Origin of the sequence: Nocardia acididurans (genome assembly GCF_016741815.1) — a bacterium.
In the GTDB taxonomy this organism is placed as follows: Bacteria; Actinomycetota; Actinomycetes; order Mycobacteriales; family Mycobacteriaceae; genus Nocardia; species Nocardia acididurans.
Genome location: NZ_JAERRJ010000008.1, coordinates 149,298 through 170,394, shown reverse-complemented (window position 1 = coordinate 170,394; position 21,097 = coordinate 149,298). Strand labels below are relative to the sequence as shown.

At 68.1% G+C, this 21,097-nt stretch carries 20 protein-coding genes; 3 read left to right on the top strand and 17 right to left on the bottom strand.

The annotated features are described in order from the left end of the window. Positions 1-44 precede the first annotated feature (44 nt). Entirely contained in the window at positions 45-1,226 is a 1,182-nt protein-coding gene (locus tag JK358_RS21710) for a helix-turn-helix domain-containing protein (protein ID WP_269811870.1), read from the top strand. 6 nt (positions 1,227-1,232) lie between these two features. On the opposite strand, the gene JK358_RS21705 is transcribed toward JK358_RS21710, so the two are convergent. From JK358_RS21705 to JK358_RS21695, 3 genes are all read right to left on the bottom strand, one after another. After that, entirely contained in the window at positions 1,233-1,541 is a 309-nt protein-coding gene (locus JK358_RS21705; RefSeq protein WP_201949610.1) for a hypothetical protein, read from the bottom strand. Positions 1,542-1,561: 20 nt separating this feature from the next. Further along, positions 1,562-1,984, bottom strand: a complete 423-nt coding sequence (locus JK358_RS21700) for a hypothetical protein (protein ID WP_201949608.1) — start codon at positions 1,982-1,984, stop codon at positions 1,562-1,564. A gap of 74 nt (positions 1,985-2,058) precedes the next feature. After that, entirely contained in the window at positions 2,059-2,637 is a 579-nt protein-coding gene (locus JK358_RS21695; RefSeq protein ID WP_201949606.1) for a TetR/AcrR family transcriptional regulator, read from the bottom strand. Between the two features lie 107 nt (positions 2,638-2,744). On the opposite strand from JK358_RS21695, the gene JK358_RS21690 reads away from it, so the two are divergent. Continuing rightward, the gene (locus JK358_RS21690) at positions 2,745-3,245 is read left to right on the top strand and encodes an SRPBCC domain-containing protein (RefSeq protein WP_201949605.1); all 501 of its coding nucleotides are present in this window, start codon (positions 2,745-2,747) and stop codon (positions 3,243-3,245) included. Between the two features lie 4 nt (positions 3,246-3,249). Here the strand turns inward: JK358_RS21690 and JK358_RS21685 are convergent, their stop codons facing one another. The 11 genes from JK358_RS21685 to nuoE all read right to left on the bottom strand — a co-directional run bounded on the left by JK358_RS21685 (position 3,250) and on the right by nuoE (position 17,290). Further along, entirely contained in the window at positions 3,250-4,155 is a 906-nt protein-coding gene (locus tag JK358_RS21685) for an NAD-dependent epimerase/dehydratase family protein (protein WP_201949604.1), read from the bottom strand. A gap of 57 nt (positions 4,156-4,212) precedes the next feature. Further along, a complete protein-coding gene (locus JK358_RS21680; protein ID WP_201949603.1) occupies positions 4,213-4,587 on the bottom strand; it encodes a VOC family protein in 375 nt (124 codons plus the stop codon). A 116-nt stretch (positions 4,588-4,703) separates the two neighbouring features. Continuing rightward, positions 4,704-6,341, bottom strand: a complete 1,638-nt coding sequence (gene nuoN, locus JK358_RS21675) for an NADH-quinone oxidoreductase subunit NuoN (RefSeq protein ID WP_307817664.1) — start codon at positions 6,339-6,341, stop codon at positions 4,704-4,706. Next, positions 6,338-7,948: an NADH-quinone oxidoreductase subunit M gene (locus JK358_RS21670; RefSeq protein WP_201949602.1), complete on the bottom strand. Its 1,611-nt coding sequence runs from the start codon at positions 7,946-7,948 to the stop codon at positions 6,338-6,340. The genes nuoN and JK358_RS21670 overlap by 4 nt, the downstream gene beginning before the upstream one ends. Next, the gene (gene nuoL / locus JK358_RS21665; RefSeq protein ID WP_201949599.1) at positions 7,945-9,834 is read right to left on the bottom strand and encodes an NADH-quinone oxidoreductase subunit L; all 1,890 of its coding nucleotides are present in this window, start codon (positions 9,832-9,834) and stop codon (positions 7,945-7,947) included. The genes JK358_RS21670 and nuoL overlap by 4 nt, the downstream gene beginning before the upstream one ends. 1 nt (position 9,835) lies before the next feature. After that, on the bottom strand, positions 9,836-10,135 hold the full coding sequence (gene nuoK / locus JK358_RS21660) for an NADH-quinone oxidoreductase subunit NuoK (protein WP_067563639.1): 300 nt from the start codon (positions 10,133-10,135) through the stop codon (positions 9,836-9,838). Continuing rightward, positions 10,132-10,974, bottom strand: a complete 843-nt coding sequence (locus JK358_RS21655) for an NADH-quinone oxidoreductase subunit J (protein WP_201950214.1) — start codon at positions 10,972-10,974, stop codon at positions 10,132-10,134. Before JK358_RS21655 ends, nuoK begins: the two co-directional genes overlap by 4 nt. 5 nt (positions 10,975-10,979) lie before the next feature. After that, positions 10,980-12,800 (bottom strand): NADH-quinone oxidoreductase subunit NuoH, encoded by a 1,821-nt coding sequence (gene nuoH, locus JK358_RS39385; protein ID WP_372440695.1) that lies wholly within the window; start codon positions 12,798-12,800, stop codon positions 10,980-10,982. Next, positions 12,793-15,264 carry an NADH-quinone oxidoreductase subunit G gene (locus JK358_RS21645; protein ID WP_201949596.1) on the bottom strand — a complete coding sequence of 824 codons (2,472 nt, stop codon included), beginning with the start codon at positions 15,262-15,264 and terminating at the stop codon, positions 12,793-12,795. Before JK358_RS21645 ends, nuoH begins: the two co-directional genes overlap by 8 nt. Next, positions 15,261-16,601, bottom strand: coding sequence for an NADH-quinone oxidoreductase subunit NuoF (nuoF, locus tag JK358_RS21640; protein ID WP_307817663.1), 1,341 nt, complete (start codon positions 16,599-16,601; stop codon positions 15,261-15,263). Before nuoF ends, JK358_RS21645 begins: the two co-directional genes overlap by 4 nt. After that, positions 16,598-17,290 carry an NADH-quinone oxidoreductase subunit NuoE gene (gene nuoE, locus JK358_RS21635; protein ID WP_201949594.1) on the bottom strand — a complete coding sequence of 231 codons (693 nt, stop codon included), beginning with the start codon at positions 17,288-17,290 and terminating at the stop codon, positions 16,598-16,600. The genes nuoF and nuoE overlap by 4 nt, the downstream gene beginning before the upstream one ends. A gap of 113 nt (positions 17,291-17,403) precedes the next feature. Here nuoE and JK358_RS21630 point away from each other — a divergent pair, with 113 nt between their 5' ends. After that, positions 17,404-18,369, top strand: coding sequence for an RNA-guided endonuclease InsQ/TnpB family protein (locus JK358_RS21630; RefSeq protein ID WP_201949591.1), 966 nt, complete (start codon positions 17,404-17,406; stop codon positions 18,367-18,369). 28 nt (positions 18,370-18,397) lie between these two features. Here the strand turns inward: JK358_RS21630 and nuoD are convergent, their stop codons facing one another. From nuoD to JK358_RS21615, 3 genes are read right to left on the bottom strand one after another with little or no spacing between them, the layout of a single operon-like run. Continuing rightward, on the bottom strand, positions 18,398-19,723 hold the full coding sequence (nuoD, locus tag JK358_RS21625; protein WP_201949589.1) for an NADH dehydrogenase (quinone) subunit D: 1,326 nt from the start codon (positions 19,721-19,723) through the stop codon (positions 18,398-18,400). After that, complete coding sequence (locus JK358_RS21620) at positions 19,723-20,520, bottom strand: NADH-quinone oxidoreductase subunit C (RefSeq protein WP_201949587.1); 798 nt, start codon at positions 20,518-20,520, stop codon at positions 19,723-19,725. The genes nuoD and JK358_RS21620 overlap by 1 nt, the downstream gene beginning before the upstream one ends. Then, positions 20,517-21,071, bottom strand: coding sequence for a NuoB/complex I 20 kDa subunit family protein (locus JK358_RS21615; RefSeq protein WP_201949585.1), 555 nt, complete (start codon positions 21,069-21,071; stop codon positions 20,517-20,519). Before JK358_RS21615 ends, JK358_RS21620 begins: the two co-directional genes overlap by 4 nt. Positions 21,072-21,097: the final 26 nt, after the last annotated feature.

Sequence of the window (21,097 nt, the reverse complement as noted above, 5' to 3'; positions counted from 1 at the left end):
GCGGGAGCAGCGGCGCCCGCCCCGGATCGAGGCTTGGCTTCACCATGGCGTTTGTGAGTGTGGGCGAACGGATCAGTGCCGAACGAAAGTTGGCGGGCCTGACCCAGACTCAGCTCGCCAATCGGGCGGGATACAGCGCCAGTATGGTGCGCGCCGTGGAGCAGGGGCGCGAGCCCGCCTCCCCGGGCTTCGTGGCCGCCGCCGCCCGCGCGCTCGGCGTGGAGCCCGAATATCTGATGGGCACACCGTATTACGCCACCCTCGAAGAAGACGGTCCTTTGGCCGGTTTGACCGAATTACGCGCGGTGCTGGCCGAAGGCCCCTACGTGCGGCCGCTGGAACCACCGGACCCGGCGGCGCTGCGTGCACGACTGGCCGATATCGAAACCGCGCTGCGCGGCGACCGCACCCGCTACGCACTCGCTCTGCTGCCCAGCCTGATTCGGCAACTGCACGGTGCACTGGAGGCCGCCCACGACGACCGGGAACGCGAACAGGCCTACGCCATGCTGTGCGCGGCCTATATCGTCACCGAGGGCGCGTGCGGCCGGCTCGGATACTCGTCGCTGACCGCGCTGGTGCTCGACCGTCTGGACTGGGCGGCGGCGCGCACCGAGGATCCGCGCTACTCGGTGCGCAGCCTCATGAAACGCGCCCGCCTGCTCATGACGCACGGGTCCACCGATGTGGCCATGGCACTGGTGGAACAGGGGCTGGCGGCGATTCGCGGTGACAGCGAACCGGATCAGGTGCTGCGCGGCTACGGGCATCTGCGCGCGGGCATCGTCGCCGCGAGCGCCCGCAATCTCGCCCTCGCGCAGGCGCATATCGCCGAGGCGCGCGGGCTGGCCGCGCCGCTGGCGGGCGAGAGCGATCTCTACGGGACGCTGTTCGGCCCGGGGAATGTCGAGATCCATTCCTGCGCCGTCGAACTGGAAGCGGGCGATCCAGGCAAGTCGGCCCGTGAGGGCGCGGCCCTGCACCTGCCGGCCGATATCGCACCGCCTCGCGCCGGGCACCACTGGCAGGACAATGCCCGCGCCTGGGTGCTGGCCGGGCATCCCGATCAGGCGCTGCGCGCGCTCACCCTGGCCCGCCGCACCGCGCCCCAGCAGACGCGGCTGCATCCGACGGTGCGCGAAACGCTCTACGCCATAGCGGCCGCCGAGCGCCGGCGCTCCGACAGTCTCGGGGCGTTCGCGCGCTGGCTCGGGATCTCGCTCTGAGGCCGGTTACGTCGGCCCCGCCTCGACGGGTGGGGGCGGCGCGTCCCGTGTATCCAGGGCGCGGGCAACCAGGTACGACACCAGGCGATAGGCGAAGTAGGCCGGTAGCCCGACCAGCAGCAGGACACGCAGGGCGACCACCGCGGCACTGACGGCGAGGAAGTCCACGCCCACCCCGTCCGGTGAACCGAACCTGTGCCGCGCGGACAGTCCCGCCAGGATCAGGCGCAGCACGAGGTACACGACGATCGCGACCACCGGAACGCGGATCAGCCGCCACACCGAATGTCGTTGCGCGGCACTCGGTTTTCTCATGCCGCCAGCTCCGGTCCTCCTCAATCCGCGAAACCGGCGAAGTAGGCGGCGAAACCGGTGCCCGACGCCCGTGGCGCGTCGTGTGCCCGGCCGTCGAGGCCCATGCGCTGCACCACGAGTCCCGTGCCCGCGTCGAGCCGCACGGCGCGCACCTGCCGCGCCCAGTGCGCCAGCACCGCGGAATGATCGGTCTCGGTCGCGCGGCCGTGCACCGCGATCGCCGCGGCCACGGCCGCCACATCGGTCGGATACGCCTCGCCGGGAAAGGTGTCCAGCAGCCCGGTCGGGGAGGCGAGCAGCCGCCGTTCGAACGCGGCCACGATGGCGTCCTGCCGCGCGGCGAGTTCGGCCGGGAATCCTGGATCGACCAGGCGCGCCATGCCTAGCGCCAGCGCCGGATACGACAGGTACGCATGCCCGTTCGCGCTGTCGAGGTCGGCCATGCCGTCGACCGTACCCGCCGCCGCGACGGCGGCCGGTGGGCAACGGTCGTGCGGCCGGGCTGCCGAGGTCGTCGTCAGGTGGCCAGGCCGCCCAGGACCGAGCGCAGCACATCGAGGGCGTGCTCGCCGGTGAGCGGCAGATCGCGCAGCAGAACCCGGTAGTAGAGCGGCCCGTACAGCAGTTCGACCATATCGGCGGTCGGGATGTCGGCGCGGATCTGGCCCTGGGCGACCGCGATGTCGAGGCGGCGCGCGCACGCCTCGGCGCGCGGGCCGAGGAAGGTGGCGGCCACGGCCTCGGCTACGCGCAGGTCGGACTGGGCATCGGCGATGACACCGCGGAAGATGCCGGCCATCGGGCTGTTGAACAGCGTGGCCACGGCGGTGATCTGGGTGGTGAGGTCGGCGGTGATGTCACCGGTGTCCGGGAAATCGGTTGCCGCGCCGATGCGGTCGTTCAGGACATCCAGGGCGAGAGCGGCTTTCGAGGGCCACCACCGGTAGATGGTCTGCTTGCCGACGCGGGCGCGCGCGGCGACACCCTCCATGGTGAGTTTCGCGTACCCGTGTGCCATCGCGAGTTCGAACGCCGCGTCCAGAATCTCCTTGCGGGAGCGGGCAGTACGCGGTTTCGGCGTGGAAGACGGCGGCATGAGCCATTCTAAGAACGAGACGTTGCGTTTTGACAAGTCTGCGTGAGCGGCGCATACTTCGACAAACGAGACGCGCGTCTCGTTTTATTGGCTGGGGTGGGCAGGCGATGGCATCCACCGCATCGCACACCCCCTCCTCGAAAGTTGAAGTCCCCATGCGTGAGATCAGCACCTCCATAGAGATCGACGCGTCGCCCGACTACGTCTGGCAGGTCCTCACCGACCTGGATCAATACCCACGCTGGAATCCCTTCATCGTGGAAGCCGTCGGCGATTTGCGGCCCGGCTGCCGGCTGCGCCTGCGCATGGTCCCCGCGCACGCCAAAGAGATGACCTTCGACCCCGAAGTACTCACCGCCGACCCCTGCCGGGAACTGAGCTGGCTCAACCGGCTGCTGCTGCCCGGAATCTTCGACAGCGAACACCGTTTCGCCCTCACCCCGCTGCCCGGCCGCCGCACCCGGCTCGAGCACAGCGCCCGCTTCACCGGCCTGCTGGTGCCCTGCACCCGCGAGGCGATCGACAATTCCGGCACGGCGTTCGCGCGGCTCAATGTGGCCTTGAAGCAGCGCGCCGAACGCATGGTCCGGCTCCAGATGAACCGCTGACGGCTCAGCACCCCCTCGCCCGCCAGGTATCGCGCACCAGCTCGTCGATACCGGAATGCGTTGCCGTCCAGCCGAGTTCGGCCCGCGCCTGTGCCGGGTCGGCGATGAGCACGGCCGCTTCCGGCGCTGCGGGCCGGTGCCGCACCGGCACCGGCCGCCCGGTGACGCGCTCGACGGCCGCGACGATATCGAGAATGCTGGTGCCGCGCCCGCTGCCGATGTTGTAGCGGCGGCTCGTCCCCGGTGCGGCCGGATGGTCCAGGGCCGCGACGCATGCGGCGGCGGCATCGGCGACGTGCACGTAATCGCGGCACACGCTGCCGTCCCCGTTGATCTCGAGCACGCCGTCGCCCAGCGCCGCGGCGAGTGTTCGCGGTATCAGCCGGGTCGGGTTGGGGTCGTGTCCGCCGGTGAGGTTCATCAACCGCAGCACGGTCGCCGCCACGGCCCCCGTGCGCGCCTGCGCGTCGATGGCCCATTCCGCCGCCAGCTTGCTGCTCGCATACGGGTGCGCGGGTGCGGCCGCGGCGTCCTCACCCAACGCCACACCGTCGGCGGTCGCGTAAATGGCAGCGGTGGAGGCGAAGACGAGTGTCTGGACCCCCGCGCCCGCCATGGCCTCGAGCAGGCTGACCGTACCCGCCGTGTTCACCCGGTAGTACCGCAGCGGCTCCTCGATCGATTCGCGCGCATTGCCGAGCCCGGCCAGATGACACACCGCCTCGACCCCGCGCACCGCGCGGCGCAGCGAATCCGGATCGAGCAGATCCGCAACGCGCACCTCCGCAACCCCGCCGATCTCCGCGTTCGGCTTGTGCACCATGGCAATCGGCGCATGCCCGGCCGCGGCGAGCGCCGAAACCACCGCCCGGCCCAGATACCCGGCCGCGCCGGTGACGAGTACACGCACGCGCCTGAGCCTACGGGAGCCGGCCCCGGCCTCACGCGAGCGCGGTCGCCCGCCCGATCAGAGGCCGGCGGGCGGAAGGGTCAGACAGAAGGGGTGGCCTGCGGGGTCGAGGAGGACGCGCCAGTTGTCCGGGGCGGGTTGGTGGCTGGGTTTGGTTGCGCCACAGGCGATCGCGGCGTGTTCGGCGGTGTCGAGGTCGGTGACGAACAGGTCCAGGTGCATTTGTTTGGGGATCTGGTTGGCGGGCCAGTCCGGGCGGATGTGTTCTTCGACCCGTTCGATGCTGAGCATGAGGTGCTCGTTCTGCAGGACTACCGCGTCGGTGGATTCGTAGATCGGTTTGAGGTCCAGCAGGGCTCGGTAGAACTGGGCGAGTGCACCGGGGTTGTCGGTGTCGAGAGAGATCGCACCGAAGGTGGCTATCGCTGTCATGGGTCTTCTCCTTCGTCCGGTTCAGTCCTACCGTCGGATGTCCTGTGCCGCAATGGGTTCTGAAAAGTGCGGGAGGCCCGCCGCTGGTGCGGCGGGCCTCCCGGGTGGGGGTCGGGTCAGCGGGCGAAGGTGGCCGCGTTCTCGGCGAGGTCGAGCAGGGGTTGGGGGAAGATGCCGAGGACGAGGGTGGCCGCCGCGGTGAGGGCGATGACCGAGGTGGTGAGGGTGGGTGAGACCAGGGTGGGTGGGGTGTCGGGGGCGTCGGTGAAGAACATGAGGACGATGACGCGGATGTAGAAGAAGGCGGCGATGGCGCTGGTGATGACGCCGACGATCACCAGGGGGGTGGCGCCGCCGGAGGAGGCGGCCTCGAAGACCGCGAACTTGGCGATGAAACCGGAGGTGAGGGGGATGCCGGCGAAGGAGAGCAGGAACAGGGAGAAGATGGTGGCCAGCCAGGGGGAGCGGCGGCCCATGCCGGCCCAGGCGGACAGGGCGGTGGCCTCGTCGCCGTTCTCGTCGCGGACCAGGCTGACGACGGCGAATGCGCCGAGGGTGCCGAAGCCGTAGACGGCGAGGTAGAACAGGACCGAGGAGACGCCCGCGGTGTTGGCCGCGACCAGCGCCGTGAGAATGAAACCGGCGTGGGCGACAGCGGAATACGCGAGCATGCGTTTCATATCGGTCTGGGTGATGGCCATGACCGCGCCGACGACCATGGTGGCGATGGCGATGGCCGCGAGCACCGGCCGCCAGTCGTCGCGCAGGCCGGGGACGGCGATGTACAGCACGCGCAACAGCGCACCGACTGCCGCGATCTTGGTGGCGGCGGCCATGAACGCGGTGATCGAGGTGGGTGCGCCCTGGTAGACGTCGGGCACCCAGGACTGGAACGGCACCGCGCCGATCTTGAAGAGCAGGCCGACGGCCAGCATGGCCACGCCCAGGATGGCGAGAGTGTGCGAATCGCTGGTGTCGCGGGTGACGGCGTCGGCGATACCGGACAGGCGGATGGTGCCGGCGTAGCCGTAGAGCAGTGCCATCCCGTAGAGGAAGAACGCGGACGAGAACGCGCCCAGCAGGAAGTATTTCAGCGCCGCCTCCTGCGAGAGCAGCCGCCGCCGCCGGGCCAGCCCGCACAGCAGATACAGCGGCAGCGAGAGCACCTCGAGGGCGATGAACATGGTGAGCAGGTCGTTGGAGGCCGGGAAGAGCATGAGCCCGGCGACCGCGAACAGGGTGAGCGGGAAGACCTCGGTGGTGGCGACTCCGGCTCGGGCGGCGGCGATTTCGTCGGAGCTGCCGGGCATGGAGGCGGCCTGCGGGGTGAACCCGTCGACCCCGCGCGAGGCGGTCAGACTCCAGGTGCCGGGGCCTTCCTTGGCGATGGGCAGCCGGTCGGCGCGGCGTTCGGCGATGAACAGCAGCCCGAGGATGGACACGACCAGGATGGTGCCCTGCAGGAACAGGGTGACCCCGTCGACGGCGACCGCGCCGACCACGACGGTCTGGTTGCTGCCGCGCAAGCCGATGACCGCGCCGAGGGCGACGCCCATGCCGCCCAGTCCGAGGATCAGGTGCAGCAGGTAGCGGGAACGCCGGGGCGCGAACGCTTCCACCAGCACCATGACCACCGCGACACCGAAGACGATGAGCATCGGCGACAGGGCGCGGTATTCGATCGAGGGCGCGGGCACCGCCGCGGCCAGCCACGAATCGGCTGCCGCGGCGAGGTTCAGGGGTGTGCCGCTCACTTGTGCGTACCTCCTGTGGGCGAGGCTTCCGGCTTGACGGCCGGCGCCGGATCATGCTGTCCGATGGTGGTGAGGGTGCGGGCCACGGCCGGATCCACCGCGTCGAGCACGGGTTTCGGGTAGGCCCCGAGGAACAGCAGCGCACCGATGAGCGGCACCACCACGAGCATTTCGCGCGGCAGCAGATCGTAGATGCGTTCGTTGCCCGGCTTCACCGGACCGGTCATCATGCGCTGGTACATCCACAGCACGTACAGCGCCGCCAGCACCAGCGCCACGGAGGCGAGGATCGCGGCCACCGGGTAGCGCGTGAATGTGCCGACCAGCACCAGGAATTCGCTGATGAACGGTGCGAGTCCCGGCAGTGACAGGGTGGCGAGCCCGGCGATGAAGAAGGTGCCCGCCAGGATCGGCGCGACCTTCTGCACCCCGCCGTATTCGGCGATCACGCGGGTTCCCCGGCGCGAGACCAGGAATCCGGCGATCAGGAACAGTGCGGCGGTGGAGATGCCGTGGTTGACCATGTACAGCGTGGCCCCGGTGCCGCCCTGGGTGGTGAGGGCGAAGATGCCGAGGATGATGAATCCGAAGTGCGAGATCGAGGTGTAGGCGATCAGGCGCATGACATCGGTCTGCCCGATGGCCAGCAGGGCCCCGTAGATGATCCCGATGACCGCAAGCACGCAGATGACCGGCGCGTAATCGGCGGTGGCGGTGGGGAACAGCAGCAGGCAGTAGCGCAGCATGCCGAAGGTGCCGACCTTGTCGACGATTGCCATCATGAGCACCGCGCTGGCCGGTGTCGCGGCGACGGCGGCGTCGGGGAGCCAGGTGTGCAGCGGCCACAGCGGCGCTTTCACGGCGAAGGCGAACATGAAGCCGAGGAACAGCGCGTTGAGCACCACCGGCCCGGCCCCGAGCTGCCCGGAGTTGGCGGCTTCCATGACGACCCGGAAGTCGAAGGTGCCGTTGCCGTTCGCGCCGAGCTGCTCGCGGGCGGTGAGCACGTAGAGCCCGATGACGGCGGCGAGCATGATGAGTCCGCCGAACAGGTTGTAGAGCAGGAATTTCACCGCCGCGCGCGAACGCTGTTGCCGCAGTGCCGGATCGGTGCCGCGCGGCCCGAATCCGCCGATGAGGAAGTACATCGGGATGAGCATGACTTCGAAGAACACGTAGAACAGCAGGATGTCGAGCGCCACGAACGAGATGAGCACCATGGCTTCGACGACCAGGGTGAGCGCCACGTAGTAGTGCACGACCCGCGGCCCGGAGCCGACTTCGCGGTCGTCGCGCCAGCCGGCGAGCAGCAGCAGCGGCACCAGTCCGGCGGTGAGCAGCACCAGGACGAGTGCGATGCCGTCGATGCCGAGGGTGTAGCCCGCACCGAATGCCGGGATCCACTGGTGGGATTCGACGAACTGGAAGTGTTCGCCGCCGGGCACGAACCGGGAGGCGAGATAGATGCCGACGCCGAGTGTCCCGAGGGATACGATCAGCGCCCAGGCGCGCGCGGCGGTCTGCCAGCGGGCCGGGAACAGCAGTGTCAGCAGCGCTCCGGCGAGCGGCACCGCCCACAGTGTTGTCAGCCAGGGATATTCGCTCAAAGCAACCTCACCGCCAGCAGGGCGGCGGCCACCAGGGCCGCGCCGGTGAACATGGACAGGGCGTAGGAGCGCACGAATCCGGTTTGCACGCGCCGGATCCGGGCCGACAGGCCGCCGATGACGGCGGCGGTCGTATTGACCAGGCCGTCGATGCCGCGGTTGTCGACGAAGACCAGCGACCGGGTCAGGTGCTGGCCGGGACGCATGAACGCGGCCTCGTTGAACGCGTCGCCGTAGAGGTCGCGGCGGGCGGCTTCGATGACCGGGGTTGCGGCGGGCGCGGTTTCGGGGATGGTCTGCTTGGCGTACTGGTCGTAGGCCACCCAGACGCCGGCCGCGACGACGGCGAGGGCGAAGAAGGTGATGGCCCACACCGGGATGACCGGTTCGGCGTGGTGGTAGCCGACGACGGGTTCGAGCCAGTTCTGCAGTGCGTGCCCGTATGCCAGCAGTGCACCCGAGGCGAGAGAGCCGAAGGCCAGCAGGATCATCGGGCCGGTCATGGAGGCGGGGGCCTCGTGCGGATGCGTGCCTTCCTTCCACCGCTTCTCGCCGAAGAAGGTGAGGATCATGACGCGGGTCATGTAGAAGGCGGTGATGCCCGCACCGACGAGAGCGGCGAGGCCGGTGATGATTCCGGCGAATCCGCCGTGCGCGAAGGCGGCTTCGATGATCCGGTCCTTGGAGAAGAATCCGGCGAAGGGCGGCACGCCGAGGATGGCGAGGTAGCCGAATCCGAAGGTGACGTAGGTGATCGGCAGCAGTTTGCGCAGTCCGCCGTAGCGTCGCATATCGGTTTCGTCGTCCATGGCGTGCATGACCGAGCCCGCGCCGAGGAACAGCCCGGCCTTGAAGAATCCGTGGGTCAGCAGGTGCATGATGGCGGCGGCGTAGCCGATGGGTCCGAGGCCCGCCGCGAGGATCATGTACCCGATCTGACTCATGGTCGAGGCGGCGAGCGCCTTCTTGATGTCGTCCTTGGCGCAGCCGATGACCGCACCGAACAGCAGCGTGATGGCGCCGACCGCCATGACGGCCGCCTGGGCACCGGGTGCGAGATCGAAGATCGGATTGGACCGCGCGATCAGGTACACGCCCGCGGTGACCATGGTGGCCGCGTGGATGAGCGCCGACACCGGCGTCGGGCCCTCCATCGCGTCCCCGAGCCAGGACTGCAGCGGCACCTGCGCGGACTTACCGCACGCACCGAGCAGCAGCAGCAACCCGATCGCGGTCAGTGTCCCTTCGCCCGCGGCGTCGGCAGCCCCGAACACGGTGGCGAAGTCGATGCTCCCGAACGTCGCGAACATGATCATCAACGCGATGGCCAGCCCCATGTCGCCGACCCGGTTGACGATGAACGCCTTCTTGGCCGCGGCGGCGGCCGAGGGCTTCTGGTACCAGAACCCGATCAGCAGATACGACGCCAGGCCGACGCCCTCCCACCCCAGGTACAGCACCAGGTAGTTCCCGGCGAGCACGAGCACGAGCATGGCGGCCAGGAACAGGTTGAGGTAGGCGAAGAACCGCCGCCGTTCCGGATCATGGCTCATGTATCCGATGGAGTAGATGTGGATGAGCGATCCGACACCGGTGATCAACAGCGCGAAGCACATCGACAGTTGGTCGAGTTGCAGCGCGAAGTCCACCTGCAGTCCGGTGACGGGCACCCAGCTGAACAGACTGTGGGTGACCGACCGGTCGGCGTCGGCGCGGTCGAGCATCTCGACGAACGCCCACGCCGCGACGCCGAAGGAGCCCAGCGCCATCACGGTCCCGAGGACGTGTCCCCACGCATTGCTGAATCGTCCTGCCAGCAGCAGGATCACGGCCCCGGCGAGCGGCAGGGCGGGCAGCAGCCACAGCATCATCTGTGCGGTATCCATGTCAGTACCGCAGGAGATTCGCGTCGTCGACCGAGGTCGAGCGGCGGGCGCGGAAGATGGTCATGATGATCGCGAGGCCGACGACGACCTCGGCGGCCGCGACGACCATGGTGAAGAAGGCGAACACCTGGCCGTCGAGGTTCGCGTGCAGGCGGGCGAAGGTGACGAAGGCCAGGTTGACCGCGTTGAGCATGAGCTCGATGCACATGAATACGACGATCGCGTTGCGGCGCACCAGCACACCGGCGGCGCCGATGGTGAACAGCAGCGCCGAGAGATACAGATAGTTGTCCGGGTTCACCGCAAGCCTTCCTCGTGGGAGTCGTTGCCGTTCTTGCCATTCGCGTCGTGCCCGTTGCCGTTGCCGTTGTCGCTCACCGACAGCACCGCGGCCTGTTCGTGGGCGCGGTTGCGGCGGTGCCGCAGGATGGTGGACACCGACAGTTCCTCGAAGGAGCCGTCGGGCAGCCGGGCGGGGGTGTCGACGGCGTTGTGGCGCGCGTACACGCCGGGGGTGGGCAGCGGGGTGACCCGCGTGCCGTCCCGGAATCGCTGTTTGGACAGTTCCCGCTGATCTGTCGGCGGACCGAACCGTTCCCGGTGCGCGAGCACCATCGCGCCGATGGTCGCGGTGATCAGCAGCGCGCCGGTGAGTTCGAACGCCCACACGTAGCGCACGAAGATCAGTTCGGCGAGGGCGGCGACGGTGTTGTCGCCACCGAGGCCGGGTCCGGTGGTGGCGACGGACTGTTCGGTCATGCCGCGTGCGATGGCGGCGATGAGCAGCATGCCGAACCCGACACCGACCACGAGCACGGCCAGGCGCTGCCCGCGGATGGTCTCCTGGAGCGATTCGGCGGAGTCGACGCCGACGAGCATGAGCACGAACAGGAACAGCATCATGACCGCGCCGGTGTAGACGACGATCTGCACGATGCCCAGGAACAGGGCGCTCTGCGCGATGTAGAACGCCGACAGTGTGATCATGGTGGCGGCCAGGCACAGCGCCGAGTGCACGGCCTTGCGCGCGCAGACCATGCCGAGCGCGCCGAGCACCGCGACCACCGACAGGATCCAGAACTGCACGGATTCTCCGGTGGAGGTGTGGGTGATGACCTGCCCGGCCTGTGCGAGATTCAGGGTGTTCACTGCTTCCCGCCTTCCGCTGCCGCGAGTTCGCTCGGCGCGCCGGGGACTTCACCGCGGTAGTAGGAGCCTTCGTCCGCGCCGGGATACATGGCGTGCGGCGGGGCGAGCATGCCCGCCTGCAGATCGGCGAGCAGGTCCTTCTTCTCGTAGATGAGGTCGGCGCGATTGTCGTCGGCCAGTTCGTAGTCGTTGGTCATGGTCAGTGCCCGGGTGGGGCAGGCTTCGATGCACAGGCCGCAGCCGATGCAGCGCAGGTAGTTGATCTGGTACACCTGCCCGTACCGTTCACCGGGTGAGTAGCGGGCTTCCTCGGTGTTGTCCGCGCCTTCGACGTAGATGGCGTCGGCCGGGCAGGCCCACGCGCACAGCTCGCAGCCGATGCACTTCTCCAGCCCGTCGGGATGCCGATTCAGTTGGTGCCGGCCGTGATAGCGCGCGGCGGTCGGGGTCTTGACCTCCGGGTACATCTCGGTGTTGGGCTTCTTGAACATGGTGGCCGCGGTGACGAAGAACCCGCCGAGCGGTTCGAGCAGTCCGGGTTTCGGTCCCGCCGCGGCCGGTTCGACGGGCATGGGCGGCACCGGGAAATCGGAGTACATGGTGGTGGCGGTGGGGTCCGGGGCGGCTTTGGTGCGGTCGTCGCCGGCGTGCCCGGCGCGAATCACCATGCCCAGCAGCACGAGTGCCACCACGACCCCGCCGATGATCATGCCCGGCGTCTGCACGTGGTAGCCCTCGTTCTCGAGCGCGCGCAGGGTGGCCACGAACATGACCCAGGCCAGCGACACCGGGATGAGCAGCTTCCAGCCCAGGTTCATGAACTGGTCGTAGCGCAGTCGCGGCAGGGTGCCGCGCAGCCAGATGAACACGAACAGGAACGTCCACACCTTGAGGGTGAACCACAGCATGGGCCACCAGCCGGAGTTGGCTCCGGCCCACAGGCTGATCGGGAACGGTGCGTGCCAGCCGCCGAAGAACAGGGTGGTGGCGAGCGCGGAAACCGTTGCCATGTTGATGTATTCGGCCATCATGAACATGGCGAACTTGAGCGAGGAGTATTCGGTGTGGAAGCCGCCGACCAGTTCGCCTTCGGCCTCGGGCAGGTCGAAGGGGGCGCGGTTGGTCTCACCGACCATGGAGACGGCGTAGATCATGAACGAGGGCAGCAGCAGGAACACGTACCAGGTGCCGTACTGGGCTTCCACGATGCCGGAGGTGGCCATGGTGCCCGAGAGCAGGAACACCGCCGCGAAGCACAGCGCCATGGCGATCTCGTAGGAGATGACCTGCGCGGTGGAGCGCAGGCCGCCCAGCAGCGGATAGGTGGATCCGGAGGCCCAGCCCGCCAGCACGATGCCGTACACGCCGACACTGGCCATGGCCAGCACGTAGAGCACGCCGACGGGCATATCGGTGAGCTGCAGCGGGGTGCGCACCCCGAACATGGACACCTCGGGCCCGAACGGGATGACCGCGAAGGCCATGACGGCGGGGATCAGCGAAATGATCGGGGCCAGAATGAAGATCGGCTTATCCACGATGGCCGGGATGATGTCCTCTTTGAGAAGCATCTTCACACCGTCGGCGATGGACTGCAGCGAGCCGCGCGGGCCGACCCGGTTGGGGCCGACGCGCATCTGCATGAACGCCACGATCTTTCGTTCCGCGTACACCGCCAGCATGGGGGTGAGCAGCAGGAATACGAAGATCCCGACGGATTTGACCAGGATCAGCCACCACGGGTCGCGTCCGAAGACGCCGAGGCCGCCGTAGTCCCCTGGCGCAGCCGCCAAAAGATACAGGGACAGGTCACTCACGGTGGTCCTCCCGTCGAATGCGGACGATATGGCCGGGTGTGGTGCCCAGTTGCACCAGCACATCCGAGCCCGGGGAATTCATGGGCAGCCACACCACGCGGTCGGGCATCTCGGTGATGACCAGCGGCAGGGTGATGTGGCCGTGATCGTTGCCGACCGTCACGGGATCGCCTGTGGTGGCGCCGATTTCGGCGGCGGTGTCCGGGGACAGCCGGACCACGGGGGTGCGGGCGGTGCCGGCGAGGTTGGGTTCGCCGTCCTGGCCGCGGCCGCGGTCGATGAGCATGCGCCACGCCGAGAGCACCGCGGTACCCGAGGCCGGGCGCGCGAGGGGCCGCGGGGCGAGCGCGGGGGTGGCCGGCGCGGGTCCGTCCCATACGCCGAGGTCGGCGAGTTCGGCGCGGGCGCTGGCGGCGTCGGGCAGGCCGAGCCGGATGCCCATCTCGTGGGCGATGGCGTCGAGGACCCGGTATTCGGCCAGGGGCGCGGCTTCGCGGCGCACGGTGGAATCGCGCAGTGCGGCGTCGAATTGGCGGTGGCGGCCTTCCCAGGTGAGGAAGGTGCCGGTCTTCTCCATGGCCGAGGCGACGGGGAACACGACATCGGCGCGGTCGCTGATATCGCTGCGCCGCAACTCCATCGAGACCACGAAGCTGGCGGCGTCGATGGCGGTGAGCGCGGCGTGCGGGTCGGGCAGGTCACCGACTTCCACCCCGCCGACGAGGATCGCACCCAGATGCGGTGCGGCGTCGAGGATGGCGGCGGTGTCGCGGCCGGGCTCGGCGGGCAGTTCGTCGACACCCCAGGCATCGCGGACCTGATGGCGCGCAACGGAATCGGCGACGTGGCGGCCACCGGGCAGCAGCACCGGCAGGGCTCCGGCCTCGAGGGCTCCGCGTTCCCCGGCACGGCGCGGCACCCACGCCAGCATCGCTCCGGTGTCGTTGGCGAGGCGGGCGGCGGCGGACAGGCCGCCGGGGATGCCGCCGAGCCGTTCCCCGGCCAGGATGATCGCGCCGGGCTGGCGCAGCCGGGTGTTGATATCGGCGAGCCAGCGCGAATCCAGTGCGGCGGTGGTGGTTTCCCCGGTGCGCAGCGCCTCGAGCACGTGCGGTTCCGCGCCGGGCGCGGTGGGCACGAGGGTGCCGGACATGCGCTGCAGGCCCCGCGTCTCGTACGGTGCGAGCGACAGGATCCCGGCCCCGGTCTTGCGGGCGGCCTTGCGCAGCCGCAGGTAGATGATCGGGGATTCCTCTTCGGCTTCGAATCCGGCGAGCAGCACGAGGGGTGCGCGTTCGAGGGCCGCGTAGTCGACGGTGAGGCCCTGCCCGGCCACGCGCGCGGCGAGGAAGTCGGCTTCCTCGGCGGAGTGGTCGCGGGCGCGGAAGTCGATGTCGTTGGTGTTCAACGCGACTCGCGCGAATTTCGAGTAGGCGTAGGCGTCCTCGAGGGTGACGCGGCCGCCGACGAGCACCCCGGCGTTGCCGCGCGCCGCGGCCAGCCCGCGTGCGGCGGCGGCGATGGCTTCGGACCAGGAGGCGGGCTCGAGCTGCCCGTTCCAGCTGCGCACCAGCGGGGTGGTGAGCCGGTCGCGTTCGGTGGCGTAGGCGAAGGCGAATCGGCCCTTGTCGCAGTTCCATTCCTCGTTGACCTGCGGGTCGTCACCGGCCAGGCGGCGCATGACCTTGCCGCGCCGGTGGTCGGTGCGCTGCGCGCAGCCCGAGGCGCAGTGCTCGCACACCGCCGGGCTGGACACGAGATCGAAGGGCCGGGCCCGGAATCGGTAGGTGGAGCCGGTCAACGCGCCGACCGGGCAGATCTGCACGGTGTTGCCGGAGAAGTAGGAGTCCATCGGCTCCCCGGCGGCGATGCCGACCTGTTGCAGCGCACCGCGATCCATGAGTTCGATGAACGGGTCACCGGCGACCTGCTGGGAGAACCGGGTGCAGCGCGCGCACAGGACGCACCGTTCCCGGTCGAGCAGGATGGCCGAGGACAGCGGAATCGGCTTGGGGTAGGTGCGTTTCACCCCGTCGAAGCGGGATTCGGCGCGCCCGTTGGACATGGCCTGGTTCTGCAGCGGGCATTCGCCGCCCTTGTCGCACACCGGGCAATCCAGCGGATGGTTGATGAGCAGCAGCTCCATCACCCCCTCCTGGGCCTTCTCGGCGGCGGGGGAGGTGAGCTGGGTGTGCACGACCATGCCGTCGGCGACGGTCATGGTGCAGGAGGCGACGGGTTTGCGTTGTCCTTCCACGTCGACCAGGCATTGGCGGCACGCGCCCACCGGGTCGAGCAGCGGGTGGTCGCAGAAGCGCGGGATCTGGATGCCGAGGAGTTCGGCGGCGCGGATGAGCAGGGTGCCCGGCGGCACGGACACGGTCGCGCCGTCGATGGTGACGCTCACCATGTTCTCGGCCGGGCTCAGGCCGCCGCTGGTGCTCGAGCTGACTGTCGAGGTCATCGTGCTGCTCCTTGCGCCCAGACGGTGGACCGGGCCGGATCGAACGGGCAGGCCCCGAGGCGGATGTGGTCGGCGTACTCGTCGCGGAAGTACTTCAGGGAGGAGAAGATCGGGCTGGCGGCGCCGTCCCCGAGGGCGCAGAACGATTTGCCGTTGATGTTGTCGGCGATGTCGAGCAGCTTGTCGAGATCGGTGTCGTCGCCGCCGCCTTTCTCGATGCGTTCGAGCAGCTGGACGAGCCAGTAGGTGCCTTCGCGGCAGGGGGTGCATTTGCCGCAGGATTCGTGGGCGTAGAACTCGGTCCAGCGCAGCACCGCGCGCACGACGCAGGTGGTGTCGTCGAAGATCTGCAGGGCTTTGGTGCCGAGCATGGATCCGGCGGCGGCCACGCCCTCGTAGTCGAGGGGGACGTCGAGGTGTTCGTCGGTGAAGATCGGCGTGGAGGAGCCGCCCGGGGTCCAGAACTTCAGGGTGTGTCCCTTGCGGATGCCGCCGGCGTGATTCAGCAACTCCCGCAACGTGATTCCGAGGGGCGCTTCGTACTGCCCCGGTTGCGTCACGTGACCCGACAGCGAATACAGGGTGAAGCCGGGGGATTTCTCGGTGCCGAAACCGCGGAACCAGTCGACGCCGTTCGCGATGATCGCCGGAACCGACGCGATGGATTCCACATTGTTCACCACGGTCGGGCAGGCGTAGAGACCGGCGACGGCGGGGAACGGCGGGCGCAGGCGCGGCTGACCGCGGCGGCCCTCGAGGGAGTCGAGCAGCGCGGTTTCCTCACCGCAGATGTAGGCTCCGGCTCCAGCGTGCACGACCACCTCGAGGTCGTAGCCCGACCCCTGGATGTTGCGGCCGAGATAGCCTGCGGCATAAGCCTGTTCGACCGCGGCCTGCAGCCGGCGCAGCACCGGCACCACCTCGCCGCGCAGGTAGATGAAGGCGTGCGAGGCGCGGATGGCGTAGCTGGCGATGATGACGCCCTCGAGGAGGGTGTGCGGGCTGGCCAGCATGAGCGGAATGTCTTTGCACGTGCCGGGTTCGGACTCGTCGGCGTTGACCACCAGGTAGTGCGGTTTGGTGATGCCGTCGGGTCCGGGGCCCTGCGGGATGAATCCCCATTTCATGCCGGTGGGGAAGCCCGCGCCGCCGCGTCCGCGCAGTCCGGAGTCCTTGACGGTGGCGATGACTTCGTCCGCGGGCATGCGCAGCGCCTTGGGCAGGGCCTGATACCCGCCCTGCCCCTTGTACGCGGCGAGGGTCCACGAGTCCGGGTCGGCCCAGTATTTGGACAGGACCGGCGTCAGACCCGAGGGGGAGGGAAGAGTCTGTGTCACCTGTCGCCTCCAGTCGAATCCTGTTCGGCCGCACGCAGTCCGGCGAGGGTGGCCGGTCCGGGCTGCCCGTCGGTGGCGCCGGGGCGCTGGTCGGGGAAGCCCGCGAGAATGCGTGCGGTCTCGCGGAACGTGCACAGCGGGATCGCGCTGCGGCTGCCGGTCACTTCTTCGCCGCGGCGCAGTGCATCCACCAGCGTCTTGGCCGATTCCGGGGTCTGGTTGTCCAGGAATTCCCAGTTGACCATGACCACGGGCGCGAAATCGCAGGCCGCGTTGCATTCGATGTGTTCGAGAGTGATCGCGCCGTCGGCGGTGGTCGCCCCGTGCTTGATGCCCAGATGGTCCTTCAACTCGGCGAGGATCTGATCCCCGCCCATGACCGCGCACAGCGTGTTCGTACACACGCCCACGTGGTAGTCGCCGGTCGGTGTGCGCCGGTACATGGAGTAGAAGGTGGCGACCGCGGTCACCTCGGCATCGGTCAAACCCAGTTGCTCGGCACAGAATTCGATGCCGGTACCCGACACGTACCCCTCCACCGATTGCACCAGGTGCAAAAGGGGAAGCAGCGCCGAACGCGGGTGCGGATACCGCCCGATGATGACCTTGGCTTCTACCTGTAGCCGGTCATGTACTTCCTGCGGGTACGGAATTGGCCGCACGCTCAAGTTGAGAAGGATTTCGGTCATTGGTCGTTTGGCGCGAGTACCGCCCGTATGGGCGAGGCTGCGGTTGCGCCATCCTCCTTGCAGGGTGCTTGTGGCAGCTTGGTTTGTCGGTGGTTGCAGCTAGGTTGTCGACCATGGAAGAGGTTGTCCGGTATAGCTTTCGGTTGCGGCCGGGCCGTACCGCGCAGTCTGCGCTGATGGCCGAGTGGCACCGCTGCCGATTCCTCTGGAACGAGGCCGTCTACCTTCAACAGTCGGGTGAACGGCCGACGTACTCCAAGCTGAGCAAGCTGCTGACCGATGCTCGAACGCGCAGTGCGTGGTTGCGGGACGGGGCGCAGGTCCCGCAACAGCAGATGTTGCGAACCTACGCCCAAGCACTCGCCCAGTCGTTCAGTGTTCAGAGCCGAGGTTGGCCCAAGTTCAAACCGCGCAAATCCACTCGGTTGTCGCTCGAATACACGCGACGTGGATTCACGATCCGAAATGGACGACTGATGCTTGCGAAAGGCGTCAGTGTTCCGGTGGTCTGGTCGCGCAGGCTGCCGTCCGAACCTACGAGCGTTCGCGTTCACCAGGATTCGCTGGGCGATTGGTACGCATCGTTCGTCGTCCGCCGGTCCGCCGAGCCCGTGACCAGCGCCGGAGAGAACACCGGTATAGGCATCGACCAGAGCCGACACGATTCCCGAGTGTGGGCCAAACGGATTGTCGACCACCACAGCTTGATCGCCGTGGAGGACTTCAGACCTCAGTTCTTGGCCAAGTCCACGCTGGCTCGCAAGGCGGCCGATGCAGCCATCGGTTTTGCCAAGCGGGAGTTGGTGAATCGTGGTATCCGGGCTGGCCGGAAGGTGGTGTTGGTACAGCCCGCATACACGACGATGACGTGTTCGAGGTGTTTCGCGAGAGCCAAGCAGCAACTCGAACTCGCCGAACGAACTTTCCGATGTAGCGACTGCGGCTATTGCGGCGGTCGGGATCGGAACGCTGCCAGAGTGATTCTGGCTGTGGCAGAACGCGGCCACACACGTGTTGACGATGTCAGTCAATCGAGTCACCTCCTTCGGGCGGGTGGATCGGTTGCGGTCCGAGCGTGAAAGCTTCTGTTCTCGGATAGGAGCAGCGTTAACGGTCGACGCCACCCATCACTGGATCGATACTGGCCACCGCGGCGATGACGTCGGCGACCATGCCGCCCTCGCACATCGCCGCCACCGCCTGCAAATTCGTGAACGAGGGATCGCGGTAGTGCACGCGGTAGGGGCGGGTGCCGCCGTCGCTGATCATGTGCACGCCGAGTTCGCCGCGCGGGGATTCCACCGCCGTGTACACCTGGCCGGGCGGAACGCGCAGGCCCTCGGTGACAAGTTTGAAGTGGTGGATGAGCGCCTCCATGGAGGTGCCCATGATCTTGCCGATATGCTTGGGCGAATTGCCGAGTCCGTCCGGCCCCAACTGCAGGTCGGCAGGCCATGCAATTTTCTTGTCCTCCACCATGACCGGGCCGGGCCGCAGTTTGTCGAGGCACTGTTCGACGATCTTGAGCGATTCCTTCATCTCGTTGACGCGGATGTGGTAGCGGCCGTAGCAGTCGCAGCCGGTGTCGGTCATGACGTCGAATTCGTAGTTCTCGTACCCGCAGTAGGGCTGGGCTTTGCGCAGGTCGTGCGGCAGTCCGGTGGACCGCAGGACGGGGCCGGTGATGCCGAGGGCCATGCAGCCGGTGAGATCCAGGTAGCCGACGTTGCGGGTGCGGGCCTTCCAGATCGGGTTCTCGTTGAGCAGCAGTTCCATATCGCGCAGCCGTTTCGGCATGAGCTGCAACAATTCCCGGATCTTGGGCACGGCGTCGTCGGGCAGGTCCTGGGAGACGCCGCCGGGCCGGATGTAGGCGTGGTTCATGCGCAGCCCGGTGATGTTCTCGAACACGTCGAGGATCAGCTCGCGTTCCCGGAACCCGAACAGCATGGGCGTGAGCGCGCCCAGTTCCATGCCGCCGGTGGCCAGGGCCACCAGATGCGAGGAGATGCGGTTGAGTTCCATGAGCAGCACGCGAATCACGCTGGCGCGCTCGGGAATATCGTCGGTGATGTCGAGGAGCTTCTCCACGCCCAGGCAGTACGCGGTCTCGTTGTAGAACGGGGACAGGTAGTCCATGCGCGTGACGAAGGTGACGCCCTGCACCCAGGACCGGTACTCGAGGTTCTTCTCGATCCCGGTGTGCAGGTAGCCGATTCCGCAGCGCGCTTCGGTGACGGTCTCGCCCTCGATCTCGAGAATCAGGCGCAGCACCCCGTGCGTGGAGGGGTGCTGCGGGCCCATGTTCACGACGATGCGTTCCTCGGCGGCCCCGTCCAGGGCGGCGGTGAGTTCGTCCCAGTCGCCGCCGGCCACCGTGATCTCGCGCGGGGCGGGCTTGTCGGTGCGGGACCTGGTGTCGATGTCGTTCATTAGGAGTAGGCCCTCCGCTCGTCGGGCGGCGGGATGCGCGCGCCCTTGTACTCGACCGGGATCCCGCCGAGCGGGTAGTCCTTGCGCTGGGGGTGTCCGCGCCAGTCGTCGGGCATCGCGATCCGGGTCAGTGAGGGGTGACCGTCGAACAGGATGCCGAAGAAGTCGTAGGTTTCGCGCTCGTGCCAGTCGGTGGTGGGGTACACCGGGTACAGCGACGGCAGGCGCGGATCGTTGTCGGGCACCGAGACTTCCACGCGGACCCGGCGATTGTGGGTGATGGAGTTGAGGTGGTAGACCGCGTGCAGTTCGCGGCCGGTCTCCTCCGGGTAGTGCGCGCCGCTGACGCCCAGGCACAGCTCGAAGCGCAGGGCGGCGTTGTCGCGCAAGGTTTTCGCGACCACGAGCAGATGCTCACGGTGCACGTGCAGGGTGAGCTCGCCCCGGAACACCACGATCTTCTCGATCGCCTCGCGGAACCGAACCCCCAGCGCCGCATGCAGATCGGCGACCAGGTCGTCGAAGTAGCCGCCGTAGGGGGGCGCGCTACCGCCGGGCAGGGCCACGGTGCGCACCAGACGGCCGTAGCCGGAGGTGTCGCCGGTGCCGCTGACGCCGAACATGCCGGTGCGCACGCCGATCACTTCATCGGCGGGCGCAGCGGATTCCGTTGTGGGCGAGACATTTTCGGCCTGCCCCTCGGATGCTTTCGGATCGATGGGCTCGTTCGATTCACCGTGCGATTTCACGGCATCCTCCGGGGGACTTTCGGTACGGCTCGGTGCGTCGAAGGTCATCGCAGCAGCCCCTTCAGCTGAATGGTGGGGGTGCTGGCCAGGGCGGCGGCCTCGGCGGCGCGGATCGCCTCTTCGCGGTTGACGCCGAGCGGCATCTCCTGAATCTTCTCGTGCAGCTTCAGGATCGCGTTGAGCAGCATCTCCGGGCGCGGCGGGCAGCCGGGCAGGTAGATGTCGACCGGGACCACATGGTCGACGCCCTGCACGACGGCGTAGTTGTTGAACATGCCGCCCGAGGACGCGCACACGCCCATGGCGAGCACCCATTTCGGTTCGGTCATCTGGTCGTAGACCTGGCGCAGCACCGGGGCCATCTTCTGGCTGACCCGGCCCGCGACGATCATGAGATCGGCCTGGCGCGGGGAGGCGCGGAACGCCTCCATGCCGAAGCGGGCGATATCGAATCGCCCGCCGCCGGTGGCCATCATCTCGATCGCGCAGCACGCGAGGCCGAACGTCGCCGGCCACAGCGAACTCTTGCGCAGATAGCCGGCCAATCCTTCTACCGTGCTCAGCAGGAAACCACTGGGCAGTTGTTCCTCGAGACCCATATCGGACTTGTTCTCCTGTGCGGCTC